At 60.2% G+C, this 24,907-nt stretch carries 25 protein-coding genes; 23 read left to right on the plus strand and 2 right to left on the minus strand.

Going from position 1 to position 24,907, the window contains the following annotated elements; genetic code table 11:
- The first annotated feature begins 169 nt into the window (after positions 1–169).
- The 15 genes from ACUDAL_RS20020 (at position 170) to ACUDAL_RS20090 (ending at position 12,074) form a co-directional block, all read left to right on the plus strand.
- The gene (locus tag ACUDAL_RS20020) at positions 170–760 is read left to right on the plus strand and encodes a YfbR-like 5'-deoxynucleotidase (protein ID WP_444679604.1); all 591 of its coding nucleotides are present in this window, start codon (positions 170–172) and stop codon (positions 758–760) included.
- Positions 761–816: 56 nt separating this feature from the next.
- Positions 817–1,017 (plus strand): hypothetical protein, encoded by a 201-nt coding sequence (locus tag ACUDAL_RS20025; RefSeq protein WP_421414652.1) that lies wholly within the window; start codon positions 817–819, stop codon positions 1,015–1,017.
- The gene (locus ACUDAL_RS20030; protein ID WP_444679605.1) at positions 1,001–1,255 is read left to right on the plus strand and encodes a hypothetical protein; all 255 of its coding nucleotides are present in this window, start codon (positions 1,001–1,003) and stop codon (positions 1,253–1,255) included. The genes ACUDAL_RS20025 and ACUDAL_RS20030 overlap by 17 nt, the downstream gene beginning before the upstream one ends.
- A 400-nt stretch (positions 1,256–1,655) precedes the next feature.
- Positions 1,656–2,558, plus strand: coding sequence for a hypothetical protein (locus tag ACUDAL_RS20035; protein WP_444679606.1), 903 nt, complete (start codon positions 1,656–1,658; stop codon positions 2,556–2,558).
- 610 nt (positions 2,559–3,168) lie between these two features.
- Positions 3,169–3,483 carry a hypothetical protein gene (locus ACUDAL_RS20040; protein ID WP_444679607.1) on the plus strand — a complete coding sequence of 105 codons (315 nt, stop codon included), beginning with the start codon at positions 3,169–3,171 and terminating at the stop codon, positions 3,481–3,483.
- Between the two features lie 156 nt (positions 3,484–3,639).
- On the plus strand, positions 3,640–4,239 hold the full coding sequence (locus tag ACUDAL_RS20045) for a hypothetical protein (RefSeq protein WP_444679608.1): 600 nt from the start codon (positions 3,640–3,642) through the stop codon (positions 4,237–4,239).
- 83 nt (positions 4,240–4,322) lie between these two features.
- Positions 4,323–4,832 (plus strand): hypothetical protein, encoded by a 510-nt coding sequence (locus ACUDAL_RS20050; RefSeq protein ID WP_444679609.1) that lies wholly within the window; start codon positions 4,323–4,325, stop codon positions 4,830–4,832.
- Between the two features lie 432 nt (positions 4,833–5,264).
- Positions 5,265–5,834, plus strand: a complete 570-nt coding sequence (locus ACUDAL_RS20055; protein WP_444679610.1) for a hypothetical protein — start codon at positions 5,265–5,267, stop codon at positions 5,832–5,834.
- 488 nt (positions 5,835–6,322) lie between these two features.
- The gene (locus tag ACUDAL_RS20060) at positions 6,323–6,937 is read left to right on the plus strand and encodes a hypothetical protein (RefSeq protein WP_421414637.1); all 615 of its coding nucleotides are present in this window, start codon (positions 6,323–6,325) and stop codon (positions 6,935–6,937) included.
- A 72-nt stretch (positions 6,938–7,009) separates the two neighbouring features.
- Positions 7,010–7,912: a hypothetical protein gene (locus ACUDAL_RS20065; RefSeq protein ID WP_444679611.1), complete on the plus strand. Its 903-nt coding sequence runs from the start codon at positions 7,010–7,012 to the stop codon at positions 7,910–7,912.
- Between the two features lie 82 nt (positions 7,913–7,994).
- Positions 7,995–8,546 carry a hypothetical protein gene (locus ACUDAL_RS20070; protein ID WP_421414633.1) on the plus strand — a complete coding sequence of 184 codons (552 nt, stop codon included), beginning with the start codon at positions 7,995–7,997 and terminating at the stop codon, positions 8,544–8,546.
- 103 nt (positions 8,547–8,649) lie between these two features.
- Positions 8,650–9,267, plus strand: coding sequence for a hypothetical protein (locus tag ACUDAL_RS20075; protein WP_444679612.1), 618 nt, complete (start codon positions 8,650–8,652; stop codon positions 9,265–9,267).
- Between the two features lie 582 nt (positions 9,268–9,849).
- Entirely contained in the window at positions 9,850–11,247 is a 1,398-nt protein-coding gene (locus ACUDAL_RS20080) for a DUF7146 domain-containing protein (RefSeq protein WP_421414629.1), read from the plus strand.
- A gap of 63 nt (positions 11,248–11,310) precedes the next feature.
- Positions 11,311–11,631 (plus strand): hypothetical protein, encoded by a 321-nt coding sequence (locus tag ACUDAL_RS20085; protein ID WP_421414628.1) that lies wholly within the window; start codon positions 11,311–11,313, stop codon positions 11,629–11,631.
- A gap of 50 nt (positions 11,632–11,681) precedes the next feature.
- Positions 11,682–12,074, plus strand: a complete 393-nt coding sequence (locus tag ACUDAL_RS20090; RefSeq protein WP_444679613.1) for a hypothetical protein — start codon at positions 11,682–11,684, stop codon at positions 12,072–12,074.
- 181 nt (positions 12,075–12,255) lie between these two features.
- Here ACUDAL_RS20090 and ACUDAL_RS20095 read toward each other — a convergent pair whose 3' ends face one another.
- A complete protein-coding gene (locus ACUDAL_RS20095; protein WP_444679614.1) occupies positions 12,256–12,633 on the minus strand; it encodes a histone-like nucleoid-structuring protein, MvaT/MvaU family in 378 nt (125 codons plus the stop codon).
- 203 nt (positions 12,634–12,836) lie between these two features.
- Between ACUDAL_RS20095 and ACUDAL_RS20100 the strand changes: the two genes are divergently transcribed.
- From ACUDAL_RS20100 to ACUDAL_RS20120, 5 genes are all read left to right on the plus strand, one after another.
- Complete coding sequence (locus ACUDAL_RS20100; protein WP_444679615.1) at positions 12,837–13,565, plus strand: hypothetical protein; 729 nt, start codon at positions 12,837–12,839, stop codon at positions 13,563–13,565.
- 613 nt (positions 13,566–14,178) lie between these two features.
- Positions 14,179–15,024: a site-specific integrase gene (locus ACUDAL_RS20105; protein WP_444679616.1), complete on the plus strand. Its 846-nt coding sequence runs from the start codon at positions 14,179–14,181 to the stop codon at positions 15,022–15,024.
- Between the two features lie 11 nt (positions 15,025–15,035).
- Positions 15,036–15,287, plus strand: coding sequence for a tyrosine-type recombinase/integrase (locus ACUDAL_RS20110; protein WP_444679705.1), 252 nt, complete (start codon positions 15,036–15,038; stop codon positions 15,285–15,287).
- Entirely contained in the window at positions 15,271–15,576 is a 306-nt protein-coding gene (locus tag ACUDAL_RS20115) for a hypothetical protein (RefSeq protein WP_444679617.1), read from the plus strand. The genes ACUDAL_RS20110 and ACUDAL_RS20115 overlap by 17 nt, the downstream gene beginning before the upstream one ends.
- Positions 15,577–15,908: 332 nt before the next feature.
- Positions 15,909–16,601, plus strand: a complete 693-nt coding sequence (locus ACUDAL_RS20120) for a DNA replication terminus site-binding protein (protein ID WP_444679618.1) — start codon at positions 15,909–15,911, stop codon at positions 16,599–16,601.
- A 294-nt stretch (positions 16,602–16,895) separates the two neighbouring features.
- Here ACUDAL_RS20120 and ACUDAL_RS20125 read toward each other — a convergent pair whose 3' ends face one another.
- Positions 16,896–17,852 (minus strand): hypothetical protein, encoded by a 957-nt coding sequence (locus ACUDAL_RS20125; protein WP_444679619.1) that lies wholly within the window; start codon positions 17,850–17,852, stop codon positions 16,896–16,898.
- A 1,510-nt stretch (positions 17,853–19,362) separates the two neighbouring features.
- On the opposite strand from ACUDAL_RS20125, the gene ACUDAL_RS20130 reads away from it, so the two are divergent.
- The 3 genes from ACUDAL_RS20130 (at position 19,363) to ACUDAL_RS20140 (ending at position 24,898) form a co-directional block, all read left to right on the plus strand.
- Positions 19,363–19,944 carry a hypothetical protein gene (locus ACUDAL_RS20130; protein ID WP_444679620.1) on the plus strand — a complete coding sequence of 194 codons (582 nt, stop codon included), beginning with the start codon at positions 19,363–19,365 and terminating at the stop codon, positions 19,942–19,944.
- A gap of 863 nt (positions 19,945–20,807) precedes the next feature.
- Positions 20,808–21,893 (plus strand): DNA-binding protein, encoded by a 1,086-nt coding sequence (locus ACUDAL_RS20135; RefSeq protein WP_444679621.1) that lies wholly within the window; start codon positions 20,808–20,810, stop codon positions 21,891–21,893.
- 116 nt (positions 21,894–22,009) lie between these two features.
- Positions 22,010–24,898, plus strand: coding sequence for a class I SAM-dependent DNA methyltransferase (locus tag ACUDAL_RS20140; RefSeq protein ID WP_444679622.1), 2,889 nt, complete (start codon positions 22,010–22,012; stop codon positions 24,896–24,898).
- Positions 24,899–24,907 lie beyond the last annotated feature (9 nt).

The raw sequence follows: 24,907 nt of genomic DNA on the forward strand, positions 1-24,907 counted from the left end.
ACCTGACGGTAGCCCCTACCGCAGATGCTCTACCCTGAAGCCATCTCGTCCCTCCGTGGACTTGATGAAGGTAGCGCTGGCCTTCCCAAACAATCAGCATTTTCCGACCCGCCCTGCGGCACACCTGCCGCTAGGCAATGGTGTGTCGCCTCTATGATGGAGATACACCATGTCCTACGGATTCATTGGCTTGGCCATGCGCCAGCACCTGATCCGCCGCTGGTCCCTGATGCGTTGCGTGTCCCCGGAATCTGTTCTGGAGCACACCGCGTCCGTGACCATGCTCACCCTCATCGCCGGCACCATTGCTCGTGAACGCGGCAAGGTCATCGACCTTGAACGCCTCATGGGACACGCCGTGGTCCACGATCTCTCCGAAGTGCTGTGTTCAGACATCGTGACCCCGGTGAAAAATGCCACGCCGGCCCTTCGAGCTGAGTTCCGCAAGCTCGAGGACGCTGCTGAGAAGCAGCTTATCGGCACGCTGCCGGACAGCCTCCAGGACCCCATCCAGAGCTACTTCGAGCTGGAAGGGTACGAGGAGACCCTGTTCAAGGCGTGTGACGTCTATGCCGCGTTCATCAAGTGCAAGCTTGAGATCGCTGCAGGCAACTCCGCTGAGTTCCAGCAGGCATTCGACACCCTGTCGAGCACGCTGGAGGCGCTCAAGGGGAGTGCGAGGAAATCGAGATCTTGGACGACTGGTTCGGAGGCTCGATCGGCGTATCCGTCGATCAGCTCATGGCCCGTCCCGAGATGACCTTCTGACCACACAACCCAACCAGCCAACCCCCAGCCTCATCAGGAGAAACACCCATGTCTGTCGCTCAGTTCGGAATTCCAGCCCTGCAGGACAACGGCGCCACCGCGGTGGTGCTCAACGAAGAAGGTCGACCGGCCATCTTCATCGAGGAAGTCGAGGTTGATGCCTCTGTGTTCGATCCTCGTGGAGAGAACTGGCAGGCCCGCGTGACCGAACGGGAGCTCGAGGAGGCCGTCAATGCGCTCTTCCTCTGAGGTGGCGTTCACCATCAAGGCCTTCGGGAATGATCGGTCCTGCCACGATGTGGCAGGGCTCGAGAAGACCCTCAGGGCCGAGTATGCCGATCAGTCGGTGGCGATCCATTACCGCAGCGGCAGGACAGGCCTGACCAAGGTGCTGTTCGTCGACGTCGATGTGGACGCTGTCCGGCAGAGCTACGGGGAGCGCCCTGTAGTCGATTTTTCCCATCTCGCCTGTGACGCCCAGCAGTAATGGCGACGCTTGCGTTCTACCTACCCCGTGGGGGCACCAGCCCCGACAGGGGAGGTGCCTCCAGTCCCGCTATTGGAGGTTGTCATGACAGCAATTGCTCAATTCGGTATGCCCGCAGTTCGTGTTGCACCCGTTCCTCGGGAGCGTGGTGTCACCTTTCACACTTACTGCCCGCGAGGTGAGCTGAAAATGGAGACCACTGCCGTGGAGCTCGATGCGAAGGAACTGAAGGCCTTCCAGGACTTCAACAACGACCGCATCTGCCGCGCTGAACTGGACCAGATCCTCAGCACACTGCAGCTCTGACCCAGCCCCGGCAATGCCGGGGCTCTTTGTCTTCCCTACCGGGGCACTCACCCCGCTAGGGGATGGTGCCCCATCATGCAGATGGAGCCTGACCATGACTCACTACCAGACCTATATGCGGAACCGCCTACAGGCCTTCAGCTACCCGGCGGAGGAGTTGGACCTCAACGAGTGTTCCGGTTTCTGCCAGGGTGACGGGATCGCCTGGTACGGCATCCTCGACTCGGCTGCGCTGCGGGCCCTGTCCCAACGGCAGCAGAGTGGCATTGAGGGCAATGAGGCTCAGCAGTCCGCCTTCCAGCGCCTGCGTAGCCGGATCAACAGCAAGCACCTCGCTGAGCTGTTCGATCTCTATGACGGCCTTGGCCAGGAGCTCTCGCTCGAGATCTACCTCAAGGGCGACGGCCGCTACCACCACTGGAACTCCATGGGGGTGGCTTACCCCGAGAACGCTCTGGACATGGAGCAGCTGAAGGAGTTGGTCGAAGAGGACACCACGGAGCCTGATCTTCACCTGACGCGCTGGACTGCCTATGAGCGGGCTTGGGACCACTTCTTCGCCTGGCTGGAAGAGGACCTGAAGCGCACCTCGCGAGCCATCGAGGGGGAGCTTCAGAACATCAAGCTGGCGGAGTATGTCGAGGAGGCAGAGGTGTGGTCCTTCGAGACGGCACGTTATCGCTTCGAGCTCCACGAGTTCAACGATGACGACCTGGTCGGCATCGGCCCCAGCGAATGGGACGAAGAAGCGATGATGGACTTCCTCGCCACCCTGGCGGCCGACGAAGGGCGCGTCACCAACCTGAAGGCGGTGATCCTCGATCGAGAAACCGGCGATGAGCTTGCCTCCGACTGCATCTGGTACTGGTTCGTGCCCAAGAACGAGAAGGGCATGGGCTTCAACCAGGGCCGGCGTTCGGTCTTTGCCGATGCGATCGATGAAGTGCGCCGTCAAGTGTCTGCTGCCGAGGTTGGCAGCTTCGACGAAGCGGCGTGATGTAGCAGCGGGTGCTCAGCCGAGCCCTTGCTTATTCGAGGGTCCTGCTCCCGTCAGGGGTAGGGCCCTCCTGGATGACAGGAGGTCCCATGGGACATTACTCGTACTATCTGAAATGCCGGCTCCAGGAGCTGGGCTACCCGGCACTGAGCCTGGAACTGCATGAGTGCTCGGGGTTTGTGCAGGGTAGTGGGGTGGCCTGGTATGGGCGCCTCGCTGCCATGGATCTGCATGCCCTTGCCAGGCGCATGATCAGCGAGCAGGCCCGTTCGCCTCACGACTCTTTCTTTGCACGCCTTCTCGGGCGCAAGGAGGGGAAGAGGCTGCTGGAGCTGCTGACCTTCATGGACACCTTGAAGACCGGCACGGTCGAGATCTACACCAAGGGTGAGAAGGGGGGCGACCACCACGCCTACTCGATGGGGATCGATGATCAGCTGGACTGGGATCAAATCTCCGCCATGACAACCCAAGGCCAAGGGGAGCTCGAGATCTACCAACGCCAGTGGCAACGCCTTATCGAATGGCTGCAGGAGGATCTTGAGCGCAGCTCCTCGCCATCGACTCCGAGCTTCGCAACATCAAGCTCTCGGAAGGTGATGAGGGGACCGTGGTCTGGGTGCGACACACCGCCCGCTTCAAGGTGGAGGTCATCAAGACGCGCATCGCCGATTTCGACCTCGAGTATGAAGAGGGCGAATCCGTGATGGAGCTGCTCACTGAGGTGGCTAAGGGACAGAGGGAGCTGTTCGGGCTGAGTGCCTACGTGGAGACGCTTGACACTAAGCTGGAGCTGGCAGGGGTGCATTCCGCGCCATTCACTCGATCGCTGACCGACCGCTTCTTCGACGGCGTGCTGTCGGATGTGGTCTACGAGGCGATCGACGAGGCCCGTGATGTACTGAACGAACTGGAAGCTGCCTAAGCAGCTTGATACCGGCCGGCTCCTCTGGGGCCGTTCACTCAGGAGCCTTGCCCCCACCGGGGGCTGGCTCTTTCTATGTCCAAGGAGGCTTTCCATGACGCTCACGATCAATGTCCCAGCGGAACGCTGGAAGAGCTCGCGAACATCAACTCCTGCATGGCCGCGTCCAGCTTCGATCCGAAGAAGGGCAAGCCACTGGCAGTGAAGTCGGATGTCTTTCAGGGCCGCCGCTATACGGCCTTCGGCAATGTCTTCGGCCCCTGGGGTGTGAAGCACAAGCCGACCATCTGGGCCTATCGGCTGGTGCCGGAAGCCCTGTATGACGGTGAGACGACTCTGGTCTACCACGACGAGGCTGCGATTGCCGAGGGCCGGCGAGCCCGCGGCGATCATGCAGGCCTGGTGGTAACCGTGAATGGTCACCGCATGGTGTGTGGCGAGAGGGTAAACCTGGTGTCCGGCTTGCCGGGCACGCCGCCGCTGTCACTGCCTGAAGCACAGGCATGGCGGGAGCGGGTCATGGCCACAGCATTCGCCGATGACCGAGAGGCCACCTGGCATGCCTATGCGGGACACCCGGTCATCCGGTACCACACAGGACGTGGCATCTCATCGGCACTGCTCTGGTCGATCGACGGCCGGCAGGTCACCGAGATGTGGCTGGAGAAGGAGCTCGAGCTGGACTCACCCGATAGCCTCGCGGCGGTTCCTTCGGTCCCTGCTGGGGCCCAAGGGCAGCTGGGGATGCTGTTCTGACGTAGCGCCGATTGGCGCTGACCACCTATCGGGCCTCCCTCCCTACGGGGAGAGGGCCCGAAGCCGATGATGAGGAGACTCACATGACTGCAAGCACAGCGACAGGGTTCATCCGTCGCCAGATGGAAGCGCGTGGCTACCCGATGGCCAGCATCTTCTGCTCCGTCGCTTACGAGCCAGAGGAGGTGGCGGGAATGGCCCTGGAGGGCAAGTTCTACCATATCGATCTCATCCCGCTGCTGGAGATCTGTTATCCCAGCCAGGGATATGATGAAACGCCCCAGGTGAGGATCAGGAACCGGTTCCGGCAAGCCCGGGTCCGCCAGGCCCTGGATCTCATCGATCAGGCGTATCGCGGACTGTGTCTTGACGTCTGGGTCGACCCTTCGAAGGGGCCGCTCCTGACCGACCAGACCACAGTGAACGATGACTACGACTTCGTCACGTGGGCCAAGGAGACCGAGGAGGGCAAGAAGCTGCTTAGCGCCTCGCTGGCCGAGGCTCGCAGCCAGTTCGTCAAGGATCTGCGCCGACGTGTCGTTGCCGACTGTGGCGAGGTGTTCAAGGAGCTGATGGCGGTGAGTAAAGCCTGAAGGTGCTGGACGCATCGTCCATCGCCGCTGTTCCTTTTCACCCACCGCGTTATACTGACCCAAGCTCACCCCTCGGGGTGGGCTTTCCTCAGCGGGTTGTCGCCCAAGGCGCCAGCTCGATGCGGAAAGCCAAGTTTCTCTCTCCTCTGGAGAGCGAATCAGTGGAAGCGCTGGCCACTGTCAAAACAATCAGCATTTTCCTCACCATGACCCCAGGCCAGGCCTGCCAGGTCATTCTCAAGCGACCCCTGTCGCCCCGGCACCATCGTGTCGTTCCCCTGTCGGTGACGCTCTGAGCTCTCCACGGCCATCCGGCCGCGGCGTCCTTGGCGTGTTCCCCAACCACGACCCGCATTCGCGGTGTCGTTCTCTATGGTACTGGCTCCCCTTGTGGGGTGACCGGCCCCATGCTGCTATCCAGGAGGTAGTTCCATGTTCGATATCAGCACCGATGACAGCCTCTTCATCCGTCAGCGCCTTCGGGAGCTCGGATACCCGGATGGGTTGGCGTTCGGCGCAGAGCCATATTCCTTCCAAGAACCCGACGGCCCGCCGTTGGTCACGCTACAGGGGAACCTGCAGCGAGAACGACTGCTGGCGCTGGTTCAACTACCGGTGACGGCAGGAGGGGCGCCCACGGCCTTCCGGGAGCTCGCTGCGAAGCGACGCCGGCGGGACATGGCGCTGGCATGCGATGCCTATGAGCTGTTTCATGACAGAGATGTTCGGGTCCATATCGAAGCCGATATGTCGGCCCCTCCCCGGAGCCCCGAGGAGATCGCCTTTCGTGACACGGATCTTCTACTGATCGCCACCATGGCGAAGAGCCTCAAGATCGGTATCAGGAGTGACCTGGCCTCGGAAGAGCGCCTGTCTCTCACCACGCTGCAACGACTTGACCGAGTCTGGCAGCAGTCCCTCCAAGCTCTTGCCGAGCAGATGCGCCACGATGCGCGAATGCTGACGGAGGAGCTTTGGTCGCGTCTCGACGTGGCTGCCTGAAGCCACCTGCCCTGGGCAGGTTCCAACCCCCATGGGGCGACTCGCCCCTCGGGGCGGTCGTGCCCCTTTGATCGAAAGGAGCATCACCATGACGAATCCAGCCCGGAATCATGACGGACAGCGCCCCTCGAGCACCCGATATGTGGTGCTGCATGAACACACCCTGGGGTACCTGTCCGGCTCGATGGTGGGTGTGCTGCGCTCGTCCATCCTGCGCGGCGCCCCTACACGCTCGAGCCGGGTGTTGTCCCGCTTCCTCGTGATCCCGCTGCTATACGAGACGCCACTCTCAAGGACTTCGAGGACTTCCGGGTCGCCGTGCCACCGGACTTCGGCAATGCCGAGGCCGGATGCGCGGCGCACGAGATCCAGCCTGGGACCTGAGATACCGGCATGTCTTGCCCGAGCCTCCCACTGGGGGCTCTTACCCCCATGGGGCGACTCGCCCCTGGGGCGGTCGTGTCCCTTCTGCTGAAAGGAGCACCACCATGATCCAAGAGACCGTAGCGGTCGAAAAACCGCCACTGCAGGCGCACCTAGAGCTCTGCCTGAGCCAGCTGCATCACTTCCCGACGCATCTGGTGAAGGTGTTTCCCGTGTTTGACGGAGGGGATCGGTTCGACCCCGGCGCAGGCTCCGAGACCTTCCTCGGTCTGGAGCTTGCCGGCGATCTGGATCTGACCTCGATCGAGCAAAAGCTGCAGCAACTCCTGCATCCCAATAACCAGCCCGCGGAGCTTTCCGGCTTTCAGTCGGTCTTGCTGGCTCGGCGTCGCCGGATGCTGGAGAAACTGCACATCATCGTCAAAGGAATCGATGACGATGATGCCGAGCTGATCGTGCCGATCATACCTTTCGTCGAGCCAACCTACGGGCCCGGCTCGTGCAGCCTGCTAGTGCCATACAAGCTACCGGAATGGACGGCCCACTGGCTGTCCTGGTGTGATGACCCGGGTGAGCTGACGCCAGAGGCGATGCTTGAGGCCATCCGCTTCTGCATCGACCTGATGAGCAATGAGCTCTCCGGCATCCTGGCGGATCTGGAGACCCATGCCAGAGCCTTCCTCGATAATCTGCCCACGCCGGCGTCTATCGCGGCCTGACGCTCTTGCCCACCCCAGCCGGGGCTCTCTCCCCGGCTGGGGCGAGGGTCCCTCCTATCCCTGGAGGACACCATGACCGAGAGCCAACGACACGACGAGTGGGGCGCCCTGCAGCGCTACGCCGAGCAGGTGCTCACTCGACGCGGATTGCCTCGCATAAAGCTTGAACTGACCTGTGATGGAGATGGCCTGCCTTGTGGCATCCGTTCTGTCGGAGGGCAGTTGACGATTCCAACCCTTCGTCACCAGCTGGATCGGCTGACCGAAGAGAAGGTCCATGACATGGGCATCAGCTCCTTCCGCCGTATCCACGCGAGACGGATGCGCAAGGAGGTCAGTGCCATCCTCCACCGTGTCGAAGCAGCGGAGCCATCGATGGCCATGGAGGTCAAGACGCCCTCGCTGCCTCAAGAGCGCCCCACGCTGTCCCGTCGGTTCACTCTGTCCGGGGTGCTACCCATCGTCGAAGCTGCCGGTGGGGCTTCGATGCCGGCAGCGCAGGAGCGGCTTCTGATCCAGTTCCTGGATGAGGTTCATGAACGGCTGGCGCTGGACGTTGAGGAGATCACCGGTGTGTGCCGCAGGGTCGTGCCGGCAAAAGCTGACTCAGGCGCTTGGCGCACCGTGCGGGTCTATCGGACACCTCGCTACACGGTGGAGATCCGATGCTACACGTCGCACCTCGACTTCCTTGCTGAAGACAGGCTGAAATCATGGTCCCTTGAGCAGTTGGTCGATGACATCGATGCCATTGCAGATGGGCAGAAGCAGTTGCGCAGTCTGCAGTGCCTTATCTCACGACGTGACACCGGAGAAGGCCTGGAAGACGCCATGCTCTTCGCCTATGTCGACTCCCCTGGAGAGCGCTCACGCGAGCGTAGGGTGGTTGCCAGGGCGATCCGGCAACTCCGTAGGGAACATGGTGGCAGGGACGGCCTTCGTCCTCAGGCTTCCATTAGCGCAAGCGCGGCCTGAGGCCGCCTCGTTGTCTCAATCCTTCCCGGGGTGCTTCCCCGTAAGGGGAGGCCTCCTGGAATCCATCTCTCAGGAGGTATCCATGACCAACGCCTTCGACATTCCGGCGGTAACGCGAGAGCTGATGATCGCTGCGGGGCTCCCCGTGGACATCGGCTATGTGAAGTCCGGTGTTGAGTGCCAGGCGTCTGGCCGGCTGTATCCCGATGAAGCAAGAATTTGCTTCCATGGGGTCCTGTCCTGGGCGGCTGTCTGCACGCTTGCGACTGAGTTGTACCAGGGTGGAACTTATACCGGTATCTACCCTGTCAGGGCTCAGCGACAGAACCGATTGCTGCTCGGACTGGCAAATGCCTTGGCCGCCAGAGACAGCAGCATTTCGATCACGCTCACCGAGGATGGTGATCTCCGATCGTCGGTCAGCCCCAAGGGGCTGGGCGTTGTGCTCGAGCAATCGACCATCAAGGGGCCAATGCCTCCGGGGCCAGGGATCACACCCCATGAGGCGACTCGCTTCCTGGCGGCCCTGGAGAACGACATCCGTCGCTATCTGTGGCACCTCTCTGTCGCCATCCTGGCACAGCTGGAGCGGCGCTATGCGGCCTGGCGGTTGGAATCAATCGCCAAGGCATGAGGAAGGGTAGTAGCCAGCGGATGTCTCGCTGGCGCGTACCTTCACTGACAAGGCGCCGAATCCCTTCTCGGGATGCTGGCGCTTACAACCAAAGGAGGTTGCCATGACACACGATGACGCCGTCAGGCGCATGAAGAACCGACTTCGCCTGTGGGGCTTCCCCGCGGATGCGAAGACAACACGGCTGCACTACCACCTGACGCTCGATGACCCTGATCAGGAGCCCTTCGTGAGTATGCAGTTCCAGTGCCACTCAGCGGCGGTTCTCCGACCCCTCATGGCTCGGATTTACCGGCCACGTCGTGAGACGTCCGCCTTCCGTCGCTTGTACGTAGCTCAGCAGGAACGGGGCATGTTGAGCCTGCTCGGGATCTTTGACCAGGACCATGCCGCCGCGTGGGAGCTGGGCATCTTCGTCAGCCATGCACCGGGTATCTTCACCGGGAAGGGGAAGGCGGAGACGGCTCAACCCCTGATGGAGCTGGTGCCGACCCAGACCGCCGGCACCATCGAGGTGCTCGTCAACAAGGCCTACCGGTCTATTGGCGTCAGCTACCCTGAACGCGCCCGCACACTCGGGGTTGTCTGGGGGCGCTTCCTACGTGATCTCGAAAGTGAACTCGAGGACACCGCGGAGGCCCTGGTGAGAGAGCTGGTGGAGAGCCTGGAGCGCTCTGGAGAAACGGCCGTCACCGACGAGCCGATGACCGCCGCCGCTTAGGTAGGCGAGTAGGGAAGGGGCTCGACGAGCCCCTATTTCCCCACCCGAGGCCTCTTTACCATGGCTCGAGATCGTGCCATGCTAATAGGGCTTCTCTGCCTCTGGCAGTGAAATGAAGGTAGCGCTGGCCTTCCCAAACAATCAGCATTTTTCCTACCACCCTACTGCGGGCACATGCCCAGTAGGGAGTGTGCTCTTCTTCATTGGAGGCACACTGATGAATTCTCATACCCCCTATCGTCTTCGTTACCAGGCTGGCCTCGTTGCCCCCGGCGAGTATCTTTTCGTCCGTTGGCTGAACGAGCACCAGCGCGTAGCGATTGTGCGATCTGTGGAGCGGCGTACCGAGCATGTGCTCAATGCTGCTCATCTTGCTTGATCTCTGACCAGGTGTCCTGACGCCATCCTGCGCTTCTGCGTAGGCGTCATTTTGGGCACCCATTCTGACCCCACCCCTGCCGGGAGGCACTCTCCCGACAGGGGGAGTCCTCCTTGGTTCCGGTGTCGGGGTTTCCCTGAATCCCGCACCGTGCCGGGCTTCAGGGAAGCCTCGATCCCGGCTTCTTCGCCAAGGAGACTGTCATGAACGACAACACCTACTTCAAGACCGACGACGTGCGCGAAGCAGCCACTGGTCGCTGGCCCCTGATTCTTGGGGCGCTGGCGCCTCAGCTGGAAACTGCTATGCGCAAGGTCGGCCGTCATGTGTCCTGTCCGGTCCATGGTGGCAAAGACGGCTTTCGTCTCTTCAAGAAAGACTTCGCCGAGCACGGCGGGGGCATCTGCAACACCTGCGGTCCCAAGAAAGATGGCTTCGAGCTGCTGATGTGGCTCAACCACTGGGACTTTCGGATGGCCGTCGAGGAGGTGGGCAAGACTCTTGGAGTCGAACCCCGCCATCGCCGGCCGACTGGGAATGCCTCTGGCCCGTCTCGCGGCAAGTCCTTCAAGCAGCAGCATGCTGATCGCTCGAACAGCCCGGCACCGGCAATCGCCAGGCCTACCTCGAGTGCTCCATCAGCAGCTGGCGCTGTACAGGCGACCTCAGATCCTCGCATGGCCTCGGCCGAGAGCAGGGAGCCTGAGGTATCCACCTCCCCGGCCTCTAAGGTGGTCTCCCTCGAGGAGCGCTCACCCGAGTGGCTCAGGGAGCTTCAGGAACGGATGTCGAAGCAGTCCCAGGTCGACAACGCCAAGATCCAGGAGCGTATCGAGCGCGTCTGGTACGAGGCAGTTCCCATTACCAGCCCGAGTGCACAGCCGGCCATGAAGTACCTGGCCAGCAGGAAGATCGTACTCCGCAACCTGAGCGTCCTCGTTGATGGCGACTGTGTGCGGTTCCATCCCGGCCTCCCGTACTTCGAGGAAGTCGAGGAAACGATCACTCAGGAAGGCAATGAAACCACCATCACGAAGTGGAAGAAGAAGGGCGACTACCCCGCAATCATCTGCGCAATTCGTAACGTGGATGGCGAGATCGTCACGCTTCACCGCACCTACCTCTCCCAGTCTGGCAACAAGGCCAGGGTGGAGAGCGCTCGAAAGATGATGAGCGTGCCGGACAACAAGTCCGTTGTAGGTGGGGCCATTCGGATGGGTACCCCGGTGGATGGTGTCCTCGGCGTTGCCGAAGGCCTCGAGACCGCTCTCAGCGGCTTTCGTGCCACGGGCATGCCGACCTGGAGTTTGGTCAATACGACCCTTCTCGAAGGGTTCGAGCCTCCCCAGGACGTCCATACGGTCATTATCTGGGCCGACAAGGACAAGAGCCACGCAGGGGAGCGCTCAGCCAATGTGCTGAAGTCTCGCCTCGAGGCTCAAGGCCTTAACGTCGTGGTCCTGATTCCGCAGCAGCCCATCCCGGCTCGCGCCAAGGGCGTCGACTGGAATGATGTGATGCGGACCCAGGGTTTGCTCGGGTTCCCTAACCCCAGGCTCCTGCGTCAGCAGGTCAACCCACAAGCGCTGGTGAACAGCTGAAGTTGTCACTGGCGACTGACATGCCTCCTTTCTCTGCCGATCGGCAGAGGAGGGAGGTCCACTATGGAGATTGATATGAATACCCACGCTTTTCCCCGAGGATTCGGGTCCTATCGCGAGGTACATACTCAACCAGGTGCATGCCTCGATGATCCCTTCTGCCCGCCAACAGGCTGGGATGGAGGGCGTCAGGAGTACGTAGCGCTCATGCAGGAGCGCTGGAACGATATGGATTGGGGGCAATGCCTACGTTTAAACGTGGCCATCGCCATGAACAATGCTGTGACTGCAGATGGGCCGTTCGCCGATGTGGCGGCCGACCTGCTCAGCCAACTTCTTACCCAGCGGGGTGGGATAGCTGATATCAAGGTCATCAAGCACTGAAAATTATCCGCACGATTGCGGTTAATCCACCAGCAGCGATGGAATTCCCCATGGTGCTGAGTTATCTGGGTATTACGTTGAGTACCCATACAGCTGCGATCGGTTCGCAGTTCAACCCTCGGAGGGGCCTGACCCCTCACGGGGAAGGCTTCTCCTTAATTATGAAAAAGGAGACGCCTATGTTGCTCAAAATGAAACGAAAGTTACTTCGCTGGTTAAAAGCTCGCCCTCCAAAAGTCGGCGCAGGCACTATCAAGGTAGTTGCAGGAGACCTTCGCAAGATGGGTCTTGGTGCAATGTCCGCAGGGCTTGTCGCAGTCTTCAACCCGACCGGAAGCTTCACCATAGCTGGTGCAGCCTTCTTGTTCGGGGTGGGGTTCGCCATTTGGGCTGTAGCCGTTGTGCTGCATGCCCTGGCAGAAAGAGTTAAACCCAAGGAGTAATACCATGAGCTCCGCATTCTATCTTACGGTAGGAACATGCGCTTTACTGATTCTAACGGTGGGAGGCTACTTCATTATTCAGGCGTTACGTCTGTTGGTGAGAGGTGACTGCCATGACGAAGAACAGTGACTCAGTGGTTGTTACAAAACGCCAGGGGATACCCCCTGGCGTTTTTTATTTCTAGTCCTCGACTCGGACAAGCCAAGACTCCACAGTTTCGTCGCCGAACTCATCCTTCCAAGCCTTTAATGTTTTCTGATTACCTCCACGGGTTTCAACCACCTCGCCAGTGTTCGGGTTCTTGTATACCTTCAACTTCCTCTTGCGACGCTGAGTCTGATTGCTAGACCCGCTCTTTCTCGAAGCGGCACCGCAGGGATCAAGAAGAGCAAAAACATCAGCTGCGGACTTGTCGAATTCCTTCATCAGGCTGACAAGCCTGTCCTTGAACTCAAGCTCCTTCTGAAGACGTTGGTCGGACTCCAACTTTGCCATTTCTTCCTTGAGGTGCTGAATCTCCTGCTCCATCGCAGTATACTTGGTGATCAGTGAGCTCATGGTGTCATACCTGTCTGAATGAATTGAAAGCCGGCGCAACTGTTATACAACAGATGCTCGTATTAGGGAACAGCGTGGGATGCCAGGCACGCTTACAGCCGGCACTTGCATCCTCAGGCATCCCGGTATACTGGAACCGTACCATCAATCACGGGTGGCTGGAGGAAACTCGACCCCACCTGAAATAACAGAGGAATATCAACATGATGCAGATAGAAACCCGAGCCATCGACCATTCCGGACAAACCGTCACCGTTGCCTGGTGGACCGGTTACTCACGACATGGTGTCTTGAATGTGACACTCCCTGACATCTCTCAAGATCTCGAGATCGCCGCAGAGCTGGTAGCCCTAAGGCACTTGCTGTTTGAGGAGCAGGTCTTCGACAGGGTGCCTTCGTCTAGCAAAGGATATGCCTTGAAGGTGTCGAAAGGGGCCATAAAAAAACTTGTTCAGGGGAAGTCCTCCAAGAAGCACTTACTTCCCTATGCAGCTTTCCTGAGACAAAGAATGGAAGGCGTTATCATTGACGTTAGCCGAAACTCTGAATGGGTAGAAATGGCCTGTGAAGGTAGCCGTCGAGACATAACTGTCAGTATCGATGATTTAGATATCCATGAGTATCTCGACACTCCCGCGCTGGGGCGGATTTACATTACACGGCACGCAGTGAAACGCTATGAAGAGCGCCACCCAGGTGAGGAGATGAGCAATCCCTGGCGCAGTCTTACAACCAGGCTTATGAACCCGAACCTGGGAGGAGTCGAGATCCCCAGGAAGGCTCTTCTGCATAAAGCCATGCGCCATGGTAGAGCTGATAATGTCGAGGCATGGGGGCATCCTGACAGCCGGTTTGTATATCTGGTTGTCGCTGATCATGGCCGCAAGACACTCGTTACCGTATTCCGAAAAGCCCCTAGTAAGGGCAAGTAGTAATCAGATATATACCGTTAGCTCAACTCCACACGAGCTGGAGGCTACCGAAATAACCCGGGCATAACTGGCACATCCTGGTCAGCACAAAGCATGGGTTCCGATCGATGGCGAGGAGCGGTCATGACCGACGCCGCCTGGCATAAGCCTCCGTAGACGCGGTCAACGGCCACCAAAAACGCGCTTCTACGCGAAATCCGGGGCACCACACCCCTGGCGGCGGCTCAGATTTGGCGTAGCGCCGTCAGAATATTGGCGGAAAAACGCCTAAGCCACTGATCAGGAATACGAAAACCGGACAGGAGCCGCCAAGATACCATGACAGTCGAATCCGGCCGCACGAAGGACCTGGCAGGATGAAAGTCCCGCCAGCCACGAAGTGAGGCGCCAGACGCGTCCAGGCGGGTAGGTGACAGGCATGGAGGGTTTCGTCTACCCTGTATTCAATATTGATATAATACCTCTTATAGATAGTTTGAAAGGCAGTAAGGCAGGGCGGTTGGCAGCCACTGCCTTGGTAACCACAAGGGCTCGCTCCATGGATGACACTGATCACCCGCTCGTTCCGACACCGAACCGACCGCCGGCTCATGCTGGTCAGCCTGCCCACCAGGTGGATCATCAGGTCGTCGACTATTCTGAAGTGCCGATCCGGATCTCGCCGGTCCCGCTGCCGCGGGCTACGAACCCGGCTTTTCGACACCTTCGCTCCCAGGCCGCGCACACCTCACGGGTCAGCAAGCGCTCCCAGCTCAATCGCATCGCCGAGATGCTCGGTGCCCCGATTCCTCCGAGGCTCGAGGTCGCCGGCGACTCACGAAAGCTCCACCCCCAGCAGCTCTTCCCGATGGACTATGTCCACTGGGAGGATCTCACCCAGGATGTGGTCAGCGAAATCATCTTCAACCTGGAGCGCAAGCCCACCCGGGATGGCGAGCAGGTTCGTGATCTGTCCCCCGCCACCAGGAACACCTACCGCGCACTGCTACGCGGCGTTGCCCAAGAGGCATGGGGTCTCAAGAAGATGTCCTATGAGGATGTGGAGCGCATCCGGGCTCTCAAGGCTCAGAAGTTCAAGCGCCTGCCAGGTGGACGAGCACACCCGGAGGACGTCATCAAGGCCCTCCTCGAGGAATGCGATTCCGAGGATACCGCTCTACACTGTCGAGACGGCCTGATGATTGCCATGCTGGTCACCACCGGCATGCGCCGGGCTGAACTCGTCGGTATCCAGCTCGAGGACATCGATGAGCGGACACACGAAGTGAAGATCACCGGCAAGGGGAGCAAGGAGCGGGTGATCGAGATTCCCGAGGGGGTCTGGGAGCGGCTGATTGACTATCTCGACCGCTACCGCGGCTACGAGCCAGGCGCCCTCCTCACTCCTATCTGGAACAACCGCAACACCCCGAAAGTGACAAAAAAGGGCTCAGCGAAGCCACCATTAATCAGCGCCTAGAGGTTGTCAGGCTGCGAGCCAACAGCATCAATGGTACCACCATTGCGCCACACGATATGCGACGGACTTTCGCCACCGACCTGTACAATCTGGGGATGACAATCCGGGAAATTCAGACCCTATTAGGCCACGCTTCTGCCACAACAACTGAAACCTACCTGTTCGATGACAGCAAGGAGTACCGCCAGAAAGCGGCCAAGTTGAACGCGAATAGGTTCGGAATGACGCAACGCAGTGAGGGGAATCATGAAGATGGAAGCTAGCTTTGATGTCCTGCTTGAGACGGACATGTTCATCATCATCGCCGACCGTGATGACGGGGGTCGATCGGTAACCAATGACGCCATTAACGTGGTAGATAGAGTTAGCCACCTGGTTGGCGGGATTGGTAAGCGCCACCTCTACTACCGCGATTCTACCGGTCATTACGATGAAATAGCTGTCCTGGATGAAGCCTTCAAATGCTTCTCTCCTTGCACCGATAATCAACAAAAGGCTCTGAGCAACTGGGTCTCGTTTCGCCCACAAAACTTGGTTGCCGGCTGCCTCTGATCCCGGGGCAAAACGAACCCTGTCGATACGCTCGATGTCACGACGATACATCGAGCGTCGCTGCCAGTATTTCCACAACAATTCAAGCAAAATGTGGTGTCATTGTCGCCCCTACAGCTATACTGTTTAGAAATCCAGTCTTCTGGTGACGGCAATGAACAGACAGTACAAGCTGCTCCATGACATTGAGGAGGCGTTCGACCAGGTGGTTGATGCCTCCGGACGCCTGGTGGAACAGCTTCGCCACGATCCCACCCAAGCATGGGCCCTGGATACCCCTAGGCCTGATGCCGACTGGCTGGGCGCTGCCCTCATGGACTTCTGGTACACCGATGGTCAAGACGGACGCACTACCCGTCCCTACGTTGGACTGGTGGCTGCGCTCCCCTGTCATGGACGCGGTTACGATCGCGAATTCGGCAAAACGTCACTTTGCCGAGACCCTTGCCGCGATCAAGGAGGAGGACCAGCGACTGGTGGCCGAGCTGAAGGCCTCCCTCCCCTTCCGCCACTCCTATCTCCACGCCCACATGAAGGGATCTGGACTGGCGCGTTTGCACCTGAAGCAGTGCTGGCGACACATTCCTGTCGCGGAGCAGGCGCTGCAGCGTGTGCGGTTCGCCTGGTACACCAGCGGCCGGTCGATCCGGCGAGTTACCGTGCGCGAAGCTGAGCAAATGCTCGTTGCCCTCGGCGACGATCAGCCACACATCCAGATTCAACTCCGTTCCCTCGCCGGACTGCCCTCCAGCGAGCCGCTGGCCCAAGTCCAGCAGCAAGCCCCGCTGATGCGGGCCAACCTTTTCTACGAGGAACCTCTCCCGGATGGGCGCATGCGCCGGGCAATGAACCTAGCTCTCCCGCTGTTCATTCCGAGTGAAAGTGGGCTGCTCCCACATCACAATCAACCGCCGCCCTTCCCGCCTGAGTCCCGTACTCGCAAGGTTCGCAGCGATGAGCGCCTCGAGCAGGTGCCATTCCTGCCATCGCTCAGAATCTTCCGCTACAAGACCATAGCAGCCTGAACGCCACCACTAGCCACGCCATGCCGACAGACTGCGTCATAACTGCCCGCTATTCGCACCTTTGTTGACGTGATTCTCGTGGTTTCATGGATGACCCTAGGCAGTAGTGGTCAACCCGGAGACTCACAATGCTCTTAGGCACAGCGGCCCTCGCCGTGTTCACATTCGCAATGCTATGTTTGAGCGCAGTGCTCATCGTGCTGCTCCGGCGAGAAAGTGCGAGCCTGGTGCTCCAGGAGGGTGAGCGCGGTTGCGCTGTAGATGGTCCAGATACTGAGAAGTTCGACTAGCGGGTTATTTCGCCGCGTCTTCGATCGCGGCTTCGCTTTCTGCGGCCCTTTTGGATCTCTCCCGTGCTCGTTCGGTCAGCACGGCATCCACCGCGGCCTTCCTCATAGCGAGCCCCTCCGGCAAGCCACGGCAGATCCACCTCAGCGCCTTGCGCATATCGGCCTCCGGGAACGAGGAAATGGCACTCGGTACTGACTCGAGGTTCAGCGAGACCAAGAGATCGTCCACCGAGGCGCGAGAATACTGATCCCGACCCGATCTCAGCTTCGCAAAGTCCTGAAAGCGAGCTTTCCCTTGGAGGCTTCGCTTAATCAGCTCTCGCACTTCCGGTGAGCGTTCTGTCGCTCTGCGTACCGTAGGTAACGGTATCAAGTTGCTCGACTGCAATGCCTGTTGCCACCCCGCGTAGTGAGAGCCCGCCTCGAGCTGGCCTTTGCTCCAATCATCCAGCATTCGGCAGAATGCAGCTGAGGCTGCTTCAGCTGCGCGTGGCTGGGTCATCTGGACCGCGACGCGGATTTCACCGCACGACACCCTGAAGCCAGCGCTGCCGGCAACAGCCTCAAGCTCAGGAGGGAGATGATCCGCGGTCACGTAGGCTCGCGATGCCGCGCCGCCTGAACACGCCGCTTTGGTACGAAAACCCTGTGCATTCAAAGTCCATATCGCCTCAGCGATGGGCTTGGCCACTACAACCTGGTCACCCTCCCCCGGCACGGGGATCACCACCGTATCGTGATGCTGAACGGCGTTGCCGATTTTGTAGAAATCATCGGCCGCTGATCGGAAGTCTCGGTCATTCTGATATTGCCCCCAGAAACGACGAAGCCAGCCTGAATCAAAGTCCCGCAGGGGCAAGACGAAAGTGCCGATCGGTGCCAACGGTGCTCCTTCCTCGTCGCAGTAGTAGAGATGCACGTCGACCTCGCCTTCGCCATCAGCAAGGTTCACTGCGTACACCGCATAATCGAGGCAGGCTCGCATACCCTCGACTATGCCCTCAATCTTACATGCTGCTAGAAGCGACAAAGCTGTCTCCCAGGAGATGCCACTTTATGTTAACGGTATAACAGCAACTGGTTGGTTGCGGTCACGACTTGTGTTGATCACTCGCCAGCCGGTTTCCCGGGCTAACGCCATCCGAGCGGCCTGGTGTTCCGCATGCGGAACACCCTTGTGATTGGCTCCAGTTCATATCAACCAAGGTAAGAGATGACTTGGGTGGTGTTCGTCGCGAAGCCATGGAGCCTTGCTAGGCGTCGGACAGTGGCTGTCGCGGTCTTGCCGGGTGTCTCCTCGAGGGCCTGGTGGAATCTCTCCGACAATGCGTCCGCGTTATCATCGATAGCGCGGCGAAGCCGCGTTCCCTTGACCGGGTAGCCAAGACCCTGTTCACGGATGAACTGGTCAAGCTCGCGGCCAATGGCGCTTGAACGTGCCCCTGTTCCTCTGAATCGACGGACCTGAGGTCACTCACGCCCTCACCCTCGGCTGCATCATGTCGGCCGCGAGCCTTGTAAACTGTTACGCTGGCCGGCTTACTTTCGTGCAGTGGCAAGTACCCAAGGGTTCTGACACGGAAGCTCTGAAGGCATGAGAGCAACGCCTGGAGGGTCTGGTCCTGGGTGATGACCAGCCATGGGACGTGGCGCAACTCCGGTCTCTGCGCTAGCAGAGCGCCAGCATGGAAAACCAGTGCCGTATCGGTCGCCAACTCCTCCTCCGGCGCCACTAGGCACTGGAGCGTTGCCTGGGGATGCTGGTAATGCCCCCATCGATGCATGGAGGTCAGTTGCCCGCACACAACCACATGGTCATTTCGCAGCCCCAGCAGATCGAGCACTCTGGGGCTGCGGTAACAGTCGGCGTTCACAATAAGCACTCGCTCCGGAAGCTCCCCTCAAGTGGGCAAGCCTCGTTGGCGGCGGCAGATCCGATGCATCTCGATTGAAGGTTGGACATGGGCTCTCCTCCGTAGATGGCCGTAGATTACCCTTCCCCAATCGACTGACCACTGCTCCGGAACGCCCTTGGGGGCTGTTTCGCCTGTTTGATAACCGAGCCCACCCTGGTTGACGCCTACTTCCTCGCCGATCTATGCTTCTTCGCGAGCGTCCCCTCGGGGGCGAGGCCCACGCGGGGGATGAACCCAAAGCGGTCTCTGGCACTTCAACCGATCGACAAACACCATTCTCTGATGCCGGCAGAGTTCCGGGCAGCGTTAATTCATCCCTGTGCCCTGGAGCGACGATGCCGCTCATACAGAGGATTATCCGATGTCTGTCGATTTCCTGAAGACCGCAGCCAAGGCCCTTCGACTCCGCCTCCCCGGGCCCAATACACCCTGCCACTCCCACTGTCGCCAGCTTGTCGCCGCTGGCTTTGGCAGAAAGACAGCCGAATCCACCTACCCCCTCGACGAGCTCTTTGGCCTCACGAGAGCACCGCGTGGCGTGACGACGACAACTCCATGCTATTTGCTGAGGCCATCATTCTTGATCGCGACACCCTGCTCGAACGCTGTGTAGGGCTTGGGCTGTCTCACCTGGTTGGGGTCATCCTTCAGACCACGCGTGACGCAGTATCCCAAGCTGCCCTGGAGCTCAACCCTTCCTCGCCGCCCGGGGTGTACTTCCGCCTCAAGGACTTCATGGCAGTTCGAACGCAAGGCGCCCTCTGGCACGTCCCAGGGTCTCTGCTCGTCGGCACCTGGCAGGGGCCGGGCTTCTTCCTGCACTACCCTTACGCCTCCCTCGATGCCGACACCGCCCCTGAAATGCCAGCAGGCTATGCGCCAGGGGATGACGGCCAATTCCATGATTGGCATTTCCCAGCTCTCATGAGAATCGGAGATGAGTATTGGCCCCACCTTACTCCAGAGGCACAGCAGCGCTTCCCGAACCAGCGCTACTCCACTGAGGTCGTTGTCACCGTGGCAGGGGCGCGAGGAGTGAGTTTCGGCGACTGCATTGAGCCCCAAGGGCATCGCCGCAGTTGGAAGACGATTGGGATGACGAGGAGCATGAGGAAGACGAAGGTCCGGACGATATGATCCCAGCGCCCGGTGCCACGTGCGAGAACCACCCTGACCGACCGGCGGTTATCGATGTCGAGTATGGGCCTCTGTGCGATGACTGTGCCGAGCACTACCTCTCGGGTTACATCCGCGACTGATCCACCCCGCCTTACTCCGGGCTCATGGTGAGCCCGGTTTCGGTGCCGCCTAGTGGTGGTCGAGTGGTAAATCACACTGGATCTGACCTCGCCAGACTCCCTCCACCAGGCCTTCTCGATCCAACCCTCGGCGATACGCCTGAGGCGTCGCTGTCACCTCAGCACAACGCTTTGCGCCCCACTCGAGATCCAACTCTGTCGGGCATATTCTCACCGTGACTCCATCGAAACCGGCGTACCCGATGTGAGTAAAGCGCCCATCCCGAGACGTCACAGCCACTTCATCCCTCCATCCGGCGACGATATCCACCCAGGCTGGACTGGCATCGCGCCATTGGCCGCCAGCTCTGACCTCGCCCGTCAACAAGCATTGCACTCGACTGCCGGGACTGGCTGTCGACCTTGCCATTGACTGGAACGCTTCATAGCGCCTCCGCTCTTCGGCACGAGCTTGAACCTCGGCAGCCCGACGCAGCGCTCGCGCCTCATCTATCTCTGCCTGCTGCTTGCGGGCATCCAGCTTCTCTTCAGCCGACAGAGCAAGCCACTCGGCCTCATCCATTCCGAGTGGATACTTGCTCGCACAGCCCGCAAGCATGATGGCCATTACGGTAGCGGCCAGGAGCATGTTGTAGCGCATATCACCTCCAAAACTATCCTCTACGCCGTCGGGCGAGGTTGTAATCTACAATATACCGTACTACAGTATACGCAACTACGATACATTGAGGAATTCAGGCCATGGCTCGCAAACTGGTCAACCGAGAAGACGTTTACTCCATCGCAGATGCACTTTCTGCCGAAGGGGTCACACCAAGCTCAACTAGCATCTATAAGCGGCTCGGCCATGGGTCCCTTTCGACCATTACCCGCTACCTCCGCACCTGGGAGCTCGAGCGGGCAACAGACGAGCGTCTTGACGCAGCAACGAACAGCGTTCCCTCCAGCATCTTCAGCGCTTCATCGCGACTCGCTACCAAGCTGTGGCAGACAGCACGCGAAGAAGCAGACAACGCACTTTCCGAGCAGAGACGGTCCCTCGAGGAACGAGAGGCAGGCTGGCGCCAGGAGATCGAGTCCGCACAAGCCCTCGCTGATCAAGCCCTCGAGGCTCGAGCTAAGGCAGAGGAAGAGGCCTTTGAGGACCGCCAGAAACTGGAGAGCATGCAACAGGCATTCAGCGAGCTCATGGAGAGTTACGACAGCCTTGCTGCTGAGCGAGTCCGGCTGAGGCACAAGACCGAGACGCAAGGTGAGAAGCTCGCCACGCTTCAGCGGGACCTCGCGGAAAGCGAAAGACAGAGCCAAGAGCGGCTCTGGCAGAATAATCAGCAGGTGAAGGAGCTCGAGGCGCTGACCTCCCGGGCTGAGCAGCTCGATCGTCAACTACGTGACGCTCAGAACCATCTGGCAAAGGTAAGCCAGCACCGTGATGACCTTCAGCAGCACGCTGACGATCTCAGCCAACGACTGGTCGCGTGTCAGGACCACAGCAACCAGCTGGAACACGAGGCCAAAGAGACCAAGCTGGCCCTTGCCGAGTCTCAGCATGCCGCCCGGACTGCTGAGCAAGCTTCAGCATCCAACGCGGCTGCACTGCAGGAAGCACAGCGGTCGGTTGCTCGCCTGGAGGCCACTCTGTCACACCGTGACGAAGCCTTGCAGGAGGCTCGAGCAGAGAAGGAAGAACTCACCACCCGTCTTCGGGACACCGAGCAAGCTGCCTCCGAGCTCAATGGCCGCTTGCTGGCGCAACAGGACCAGGTGCGCCAGCTCTATCGCGAGCTGGGGAAGTGCCAGCGCCAGCTGAGGCCTACAGGATGGTGATGAGGGAGTCGACTGAGGCTACCCCATTAGGGAGTCACCCTTTGATTGAGCCGCCCTGCCCGCTCCAAGTGTTAGGATGCATGAACAACGAAAATCGTACTGCTCAGGAGCCCCGCATGGATGCCGCCGTCAAACCATTCGCTGCGCCTGCTGCTGTAACCGAGTTCGTCGCCCGCTGGAAGGGCAACACCGGCAGCGAGCGGGCCAACTTCCAGTCGTTCATGCGCGAGCTGTGCGAGCTGCTAGAGCTGCCGCTGCCCGATCCGGGCAAGGCCGAGAACGACCACAACGCCTACGTCTTCGAGCGCTTCATTGCCCCGCAGCGGGCCGACTCCACCACCGAGAAGCGCTACATCGACCTCTATCGCCGCGACTGCTTCGTGCTCGAGGGCAAGCAGACCGGCAAGACGCTAGCCACCCAGAGCCACCAAAACGCCATCAATGCGGCGGTGAGCCAGGCCGAGCGCTACGTGCGCGGCCTGCCCCTGGAGGAGGTCGAGCACGGCCGGCCGCCCTTCGTGGTGGTGGTCGACGTGGGCAACGCCATCTACCTGTTCGCGGAGTTCTCGCGCACCGGCGGCAACTACGTCGCCTACCCCGATCCGCGGCACCACGAGATCCGTCTGGACGACCTGCACAAGCCCGAGGTGCAGGACCGCCTGCGCCGGCTGTGGCTCGACCCGCACAGTCTGGACCCCAGCAAGCACGCGGCGCGGGTCACCAAGCAGGTGAGTGCCACCCTGGCGCAGCTGGCCAAGTCCCTGGAACAGGGTGGCTTCGAGGTGGAGCGAGTGGCCAACTTCCTCAAGCGCTGCCTGTTCACCATGTTCGCCGAGGACGTGGAGCTGCTGCCCAAGGGCTCTTTCCATGACCTGCTGGTCGACATCAAGGACCGCAACCCCGAAGCCTTCCCCCACGCAGTAAAGGATCTTTGGGAGCGGATGAATGCCGGCGGCTACGACAGTCGTCTGATGCGCCAGGTCAAGCGCTTCAACGGAGGCCTGTTCAAGGGCATTGACCCTATCCCGCTGACCGTCGAGCAGATCCAGCTACTCATCGATGCCTCCAAGGCTGACTGGCGATTCGTGGAGCCGGCGATCTTCGGCACGTTGCTGGAACGCGCCTTGGACCCACGGGAGCGCCACAAGCTTGGTGCCCACTACACACCACGGGCTTACGTTGAGCGCCTGGTCATGCCGACCCTGATCGAGCCGCTTCGTGAGGAGTGGGGCGATGTGCGCGGCGCTGCCGAGACCTTGCTGCGCCAGGGCAGGTCCGACAAGGCCCTGCAGGAGGTCGAGGGCTTCCACTACCGGTTGTGCCAGACCCGGGTGCTCGACCCAGCCTGCGGCAGTGCCAACTTCCTCTACGTCGCCCTGGAGCACATGAAGCGCCTGGAGGGCGAGGTGCTGGCTTTCATCGCCGAGCAGAGCCAGGGCCAGGGAATGCTCGAGACCGAGGGCCTGACCGTCGACCCCCACCAGTTCCTGGGCATGGAGATCAACCCGCGGGCCGCGGCCATCGCCGAACTGGTGCTGTGGATCGGCTACCTGCAGTGGCACTACCGGCTAAACGACCGCCTCGATCTGCCCGAGCCGATCCTGCGCGACTTCAAGAACATCGAGTGTCGGGATGCACTGATCGACTACGACAGCCGTGAGCCGGAGCTGGACGAGAACGGCGACCCAGTGACCATCTGGGACGGCATCGCCATGAAGGTGAGCCCGACCACCGGCGAACTGATCCCCGACGAGACCAGTCGCACCACCGTCTACCGCTACCACAATCCGCGGCGGGCCGAATGGCCGGAGGCGGACTACATCGTCGGCAACCCGCCGTTCATCGGTGCCTCGACCATGCGCCGTTCCCTCGGGGATGGCTACGTCGATGCCGTGCGGCAGGTGTTCAAGGGCGTGGTACCGGACTCTGCAGACTTCGTGATGTACTGGTGGCACACCGCCGCCGAGAAAGTGCGTCACGGCCAGGCTCAGCGCTTTGGCTTCATTACCACCAACAGCCTGCGACAGACCTTTAACCGCCGTGTCCTGGAGCCCCACCTGGGGGATACCAAGAAGCCCCTCTCACTGGCCTACGCCGTGCCTGACCACCCCTGGGTTGACGTCAATGACGGGGCGGCCGTGCGTATTGCCATGACCGTGGGTGTAGCTGGCGATCAGCCGGGGCTCCTGCGTCAGGTAACCAAAGAGGTTTCCAGCGAGGACCGTGAAGCACGCGAGGTCCAGCTGAGCCAGCGTGGCGGTAAAGTGTTTGCCGATCTGTCGATTGGTGCCGATGTGACAGGCGCCACCAAGCTCCAGGCCAACTCCCAACTCTCACATGAAGGGGTTAAGCTCCATGGCAAAGGGTTCATCGTCTCGAACAAAGATGCTGCCAATCTTGGCCTAGGATTCACCCAAGGCCTAGAGGACCATATCCGACCTTTCCGTAATGGTCGCGACCTCACAGGCAAGCCACGCGGCGATTTCGTCATCGACCTTTTCGGTCTTGAGGCGGAGGAAGTGCGAGAGCGGTTTCCCGAGCTTTATCAGTGGGTGAGCGAACGCGTAAAGCCAGAGCGTGACGCAAAAGCCCATACGAAAGATGGTGCTGGCTACGCTAAGCGGTGGTGGCAGTTCGGAAAGCCCAGGCAAGAACTGAGAAAAGTGCTTGTAGGTCTGCCCCGTTACATCGCTACCGTGAAGACAGCGAAGCACCGGCTCTTTCAGTTCCTGGATGCCGATATCCTGCCGGAAAGCAAGCTGATCGCCATTGCCCATGACGGAGCATCCTGCCATGGCGTCCTGTCCTCCCGTGTGCATGTGTCATGGGCAACTGCTGCCGGCAGTGCTTTAGGGGTTGGAAATGACCCCACCTATGTGAAGACGAAAAGCTTTGAAGCATTCCCTTCCCAGCTCTCACCCTGGATCAGGCCACCAAGATCGGCACGCTTGCCGAGCGCATTGACGCCCACCGCAAGCGCCAGCAGGAGGCTCATCCCTCGCTGACACTGACGG

The sequence above is a fragment of the Halomonas sp. E19 genome (genome assembly GCF_052439355.1).
GTDB lineage: Bacteria > Pseudomonadota > Gammaproteobacteria > Pseudomonadales > Halomonadaceae > Halomonas.

What these genes read in the sequence shown, in the direction of transcription:
- ACUDAL_RS20095 (WP_444679614.1), bottom strand. Translation starts at nt 12,633, where the DNA reads ATGAGCTCACTGATCACCAAGTATACTGCGATGGAGCAGGAGATTCAG.
- ACUDAL_RS20085 (WP_421414628.1), top strand. Translation starts at nt 11,311, where the DNA reads ATGGAGATTGATATGAATACCCACGCTTTTCCCCGAGGATTCGGGTCC.
- ACUDAL_RS20090 (WP_444679613.1), top strand. Translation starts at nt 11,682, where the DNA reads ATGGTGCTGAGTTATCTGGGTATTACGTTGAGTACCCATACAGCTGCG.
- ACUDAL_RS20140 (WP_444679622.1), top strand. Translation starts at nt 22,010, where the DNA reads ATGGATGCCGCCGTCAAACCATTCGCTGCGCCTGCTGCTGTAACCGAG.
- ACUDAL_RS20100 (WP_444679615.1), top strand. Translation starts at nt 12,837, where the DNA reads ATGATGCAGATAGAAACCCGAGCCATCGACCATTCCGGACAAACCGTC.
- ACUDAL_RS20130 (WP_444679620.1), top strand. Translation starts at nt 19,363, where the DNA reads ATGCTATTTGCTGAGGCCATCATTCTTGATCGCGACACCCTGCTCGAA.
- ACUDAL_RS20080 (WP_421414629.1), top strand. Translation starts at nt 9,850, where the DNA reads ATGAACGACAACACCTACTTCAAGACCGACGACGTGCGCGAAGCAGCC.
- ACUDAL_RS20120 (WP_444679618.1), top strand. Translation starts at nt 15,909, where the DNA reads ATGGTCAAGACGGACGCACTACCCGTCCCTACGTTGGACTGGTGGCTG.
- ACUDAL_RS20060 (WP_421414637.1), top strand. Translation starts at nt 6,323, where the DNA reads ATGATCCAAGAGACCGTAGCGGTCGAAAAACCGCCACTGCAGGCGCAC.
- ACUDAL_RS20065 (WP_444679611.1), top strand. Translation starts at nt 7,010, where the DNA reads ATGACCGAGAGCCAACGACACGACGAGTGGGGCGCCCTGCAGCGCTAC.
- ACUDAL_RS20070 (WP_421414633.1), top strand. Translation starts at nt 7,995, where the DNA reads ATGACCAACGCCTTCGACATTCCGGCGGTAACGCGAGAGCTGATGATC.
- ACUDAL_RS20030 (WP_444679605.1), top strand. Translation starts at nt 1,001, where the DNA reads ATGCGCTCTTCCTCTGAGGTGGCGTTCACCATCAAGGCCTTCGGGAAT.
- ACUDAL_RS20025 (WP_421414652.1), top strand. Translation starts at nt 817, where the DNA reads ATGTCTGTCGCTCAGTTCGGAATTCCAGCCCTGCAGGACAACGGCGCC.
- ACUDAL_RS20035 (WP_444679606.1), top strand. Translation starts at nt 1,656, where the DNA reads ATGACTCACTACCAGACCTATATGCGGAACCGCCTACAGGCCTTCAGC.
- ACUDAL_RS20055 (WP_444679610.1), top strand. Translation starts at nt 5,265, where the DNA reads ATGTTCGATATCAGCACCGATGACAGCCTCTTCATCCGTCAGCGCCTT.
- ACUDAL_RS20115 (WP_444679617.1), top strand. Translation starts at nt 15,271, where the DNA reads ATGAAGATGGAAGCTAGCTTTGATGTCCTGCTTGAGACGGACATGTTC.
- ACUDAL_RS20045 (WP_444679608.1), top strand. Translation starts at nt 3,640, where the DNA reads ATGGCCGCGTCCAGCTTCGATCCGAAGAAGGGCAAGCCACTGGCAGTG.
- ACUDAL_RS20050 (WP_444679609.1), top strand. Translation starts at nt 4,323, where the DNA reads ATGACTGCAAGCACAGCGACAGGGTTCATCCGTCGCCAGATGGAAGCG.
- ACUDAL_RS20135 (WP_444679621.1), top strand. Translation starts at nt 20,808, where the DNA reads ATGGCTCGCAAACTGGTCAACCGAGAAGACGTTTACTCCATCGCAGAT.
- ACUDAL_RS20020 (WP_444679604.1), top strand. Translation starts at nt 170, where the DNA reads ATGTCCTACGGATTCATTGGCTTGGCCATGCGCCAGCACCTGATCCGC.
- ACUDAL_RS20075 (WP_444679612.1), top strand. Translation starts at nt 8,650, where the DNA reads ATGACACACGATGACGCCGTCAGGCGCATGAAGAACCGACTTCGCCTG.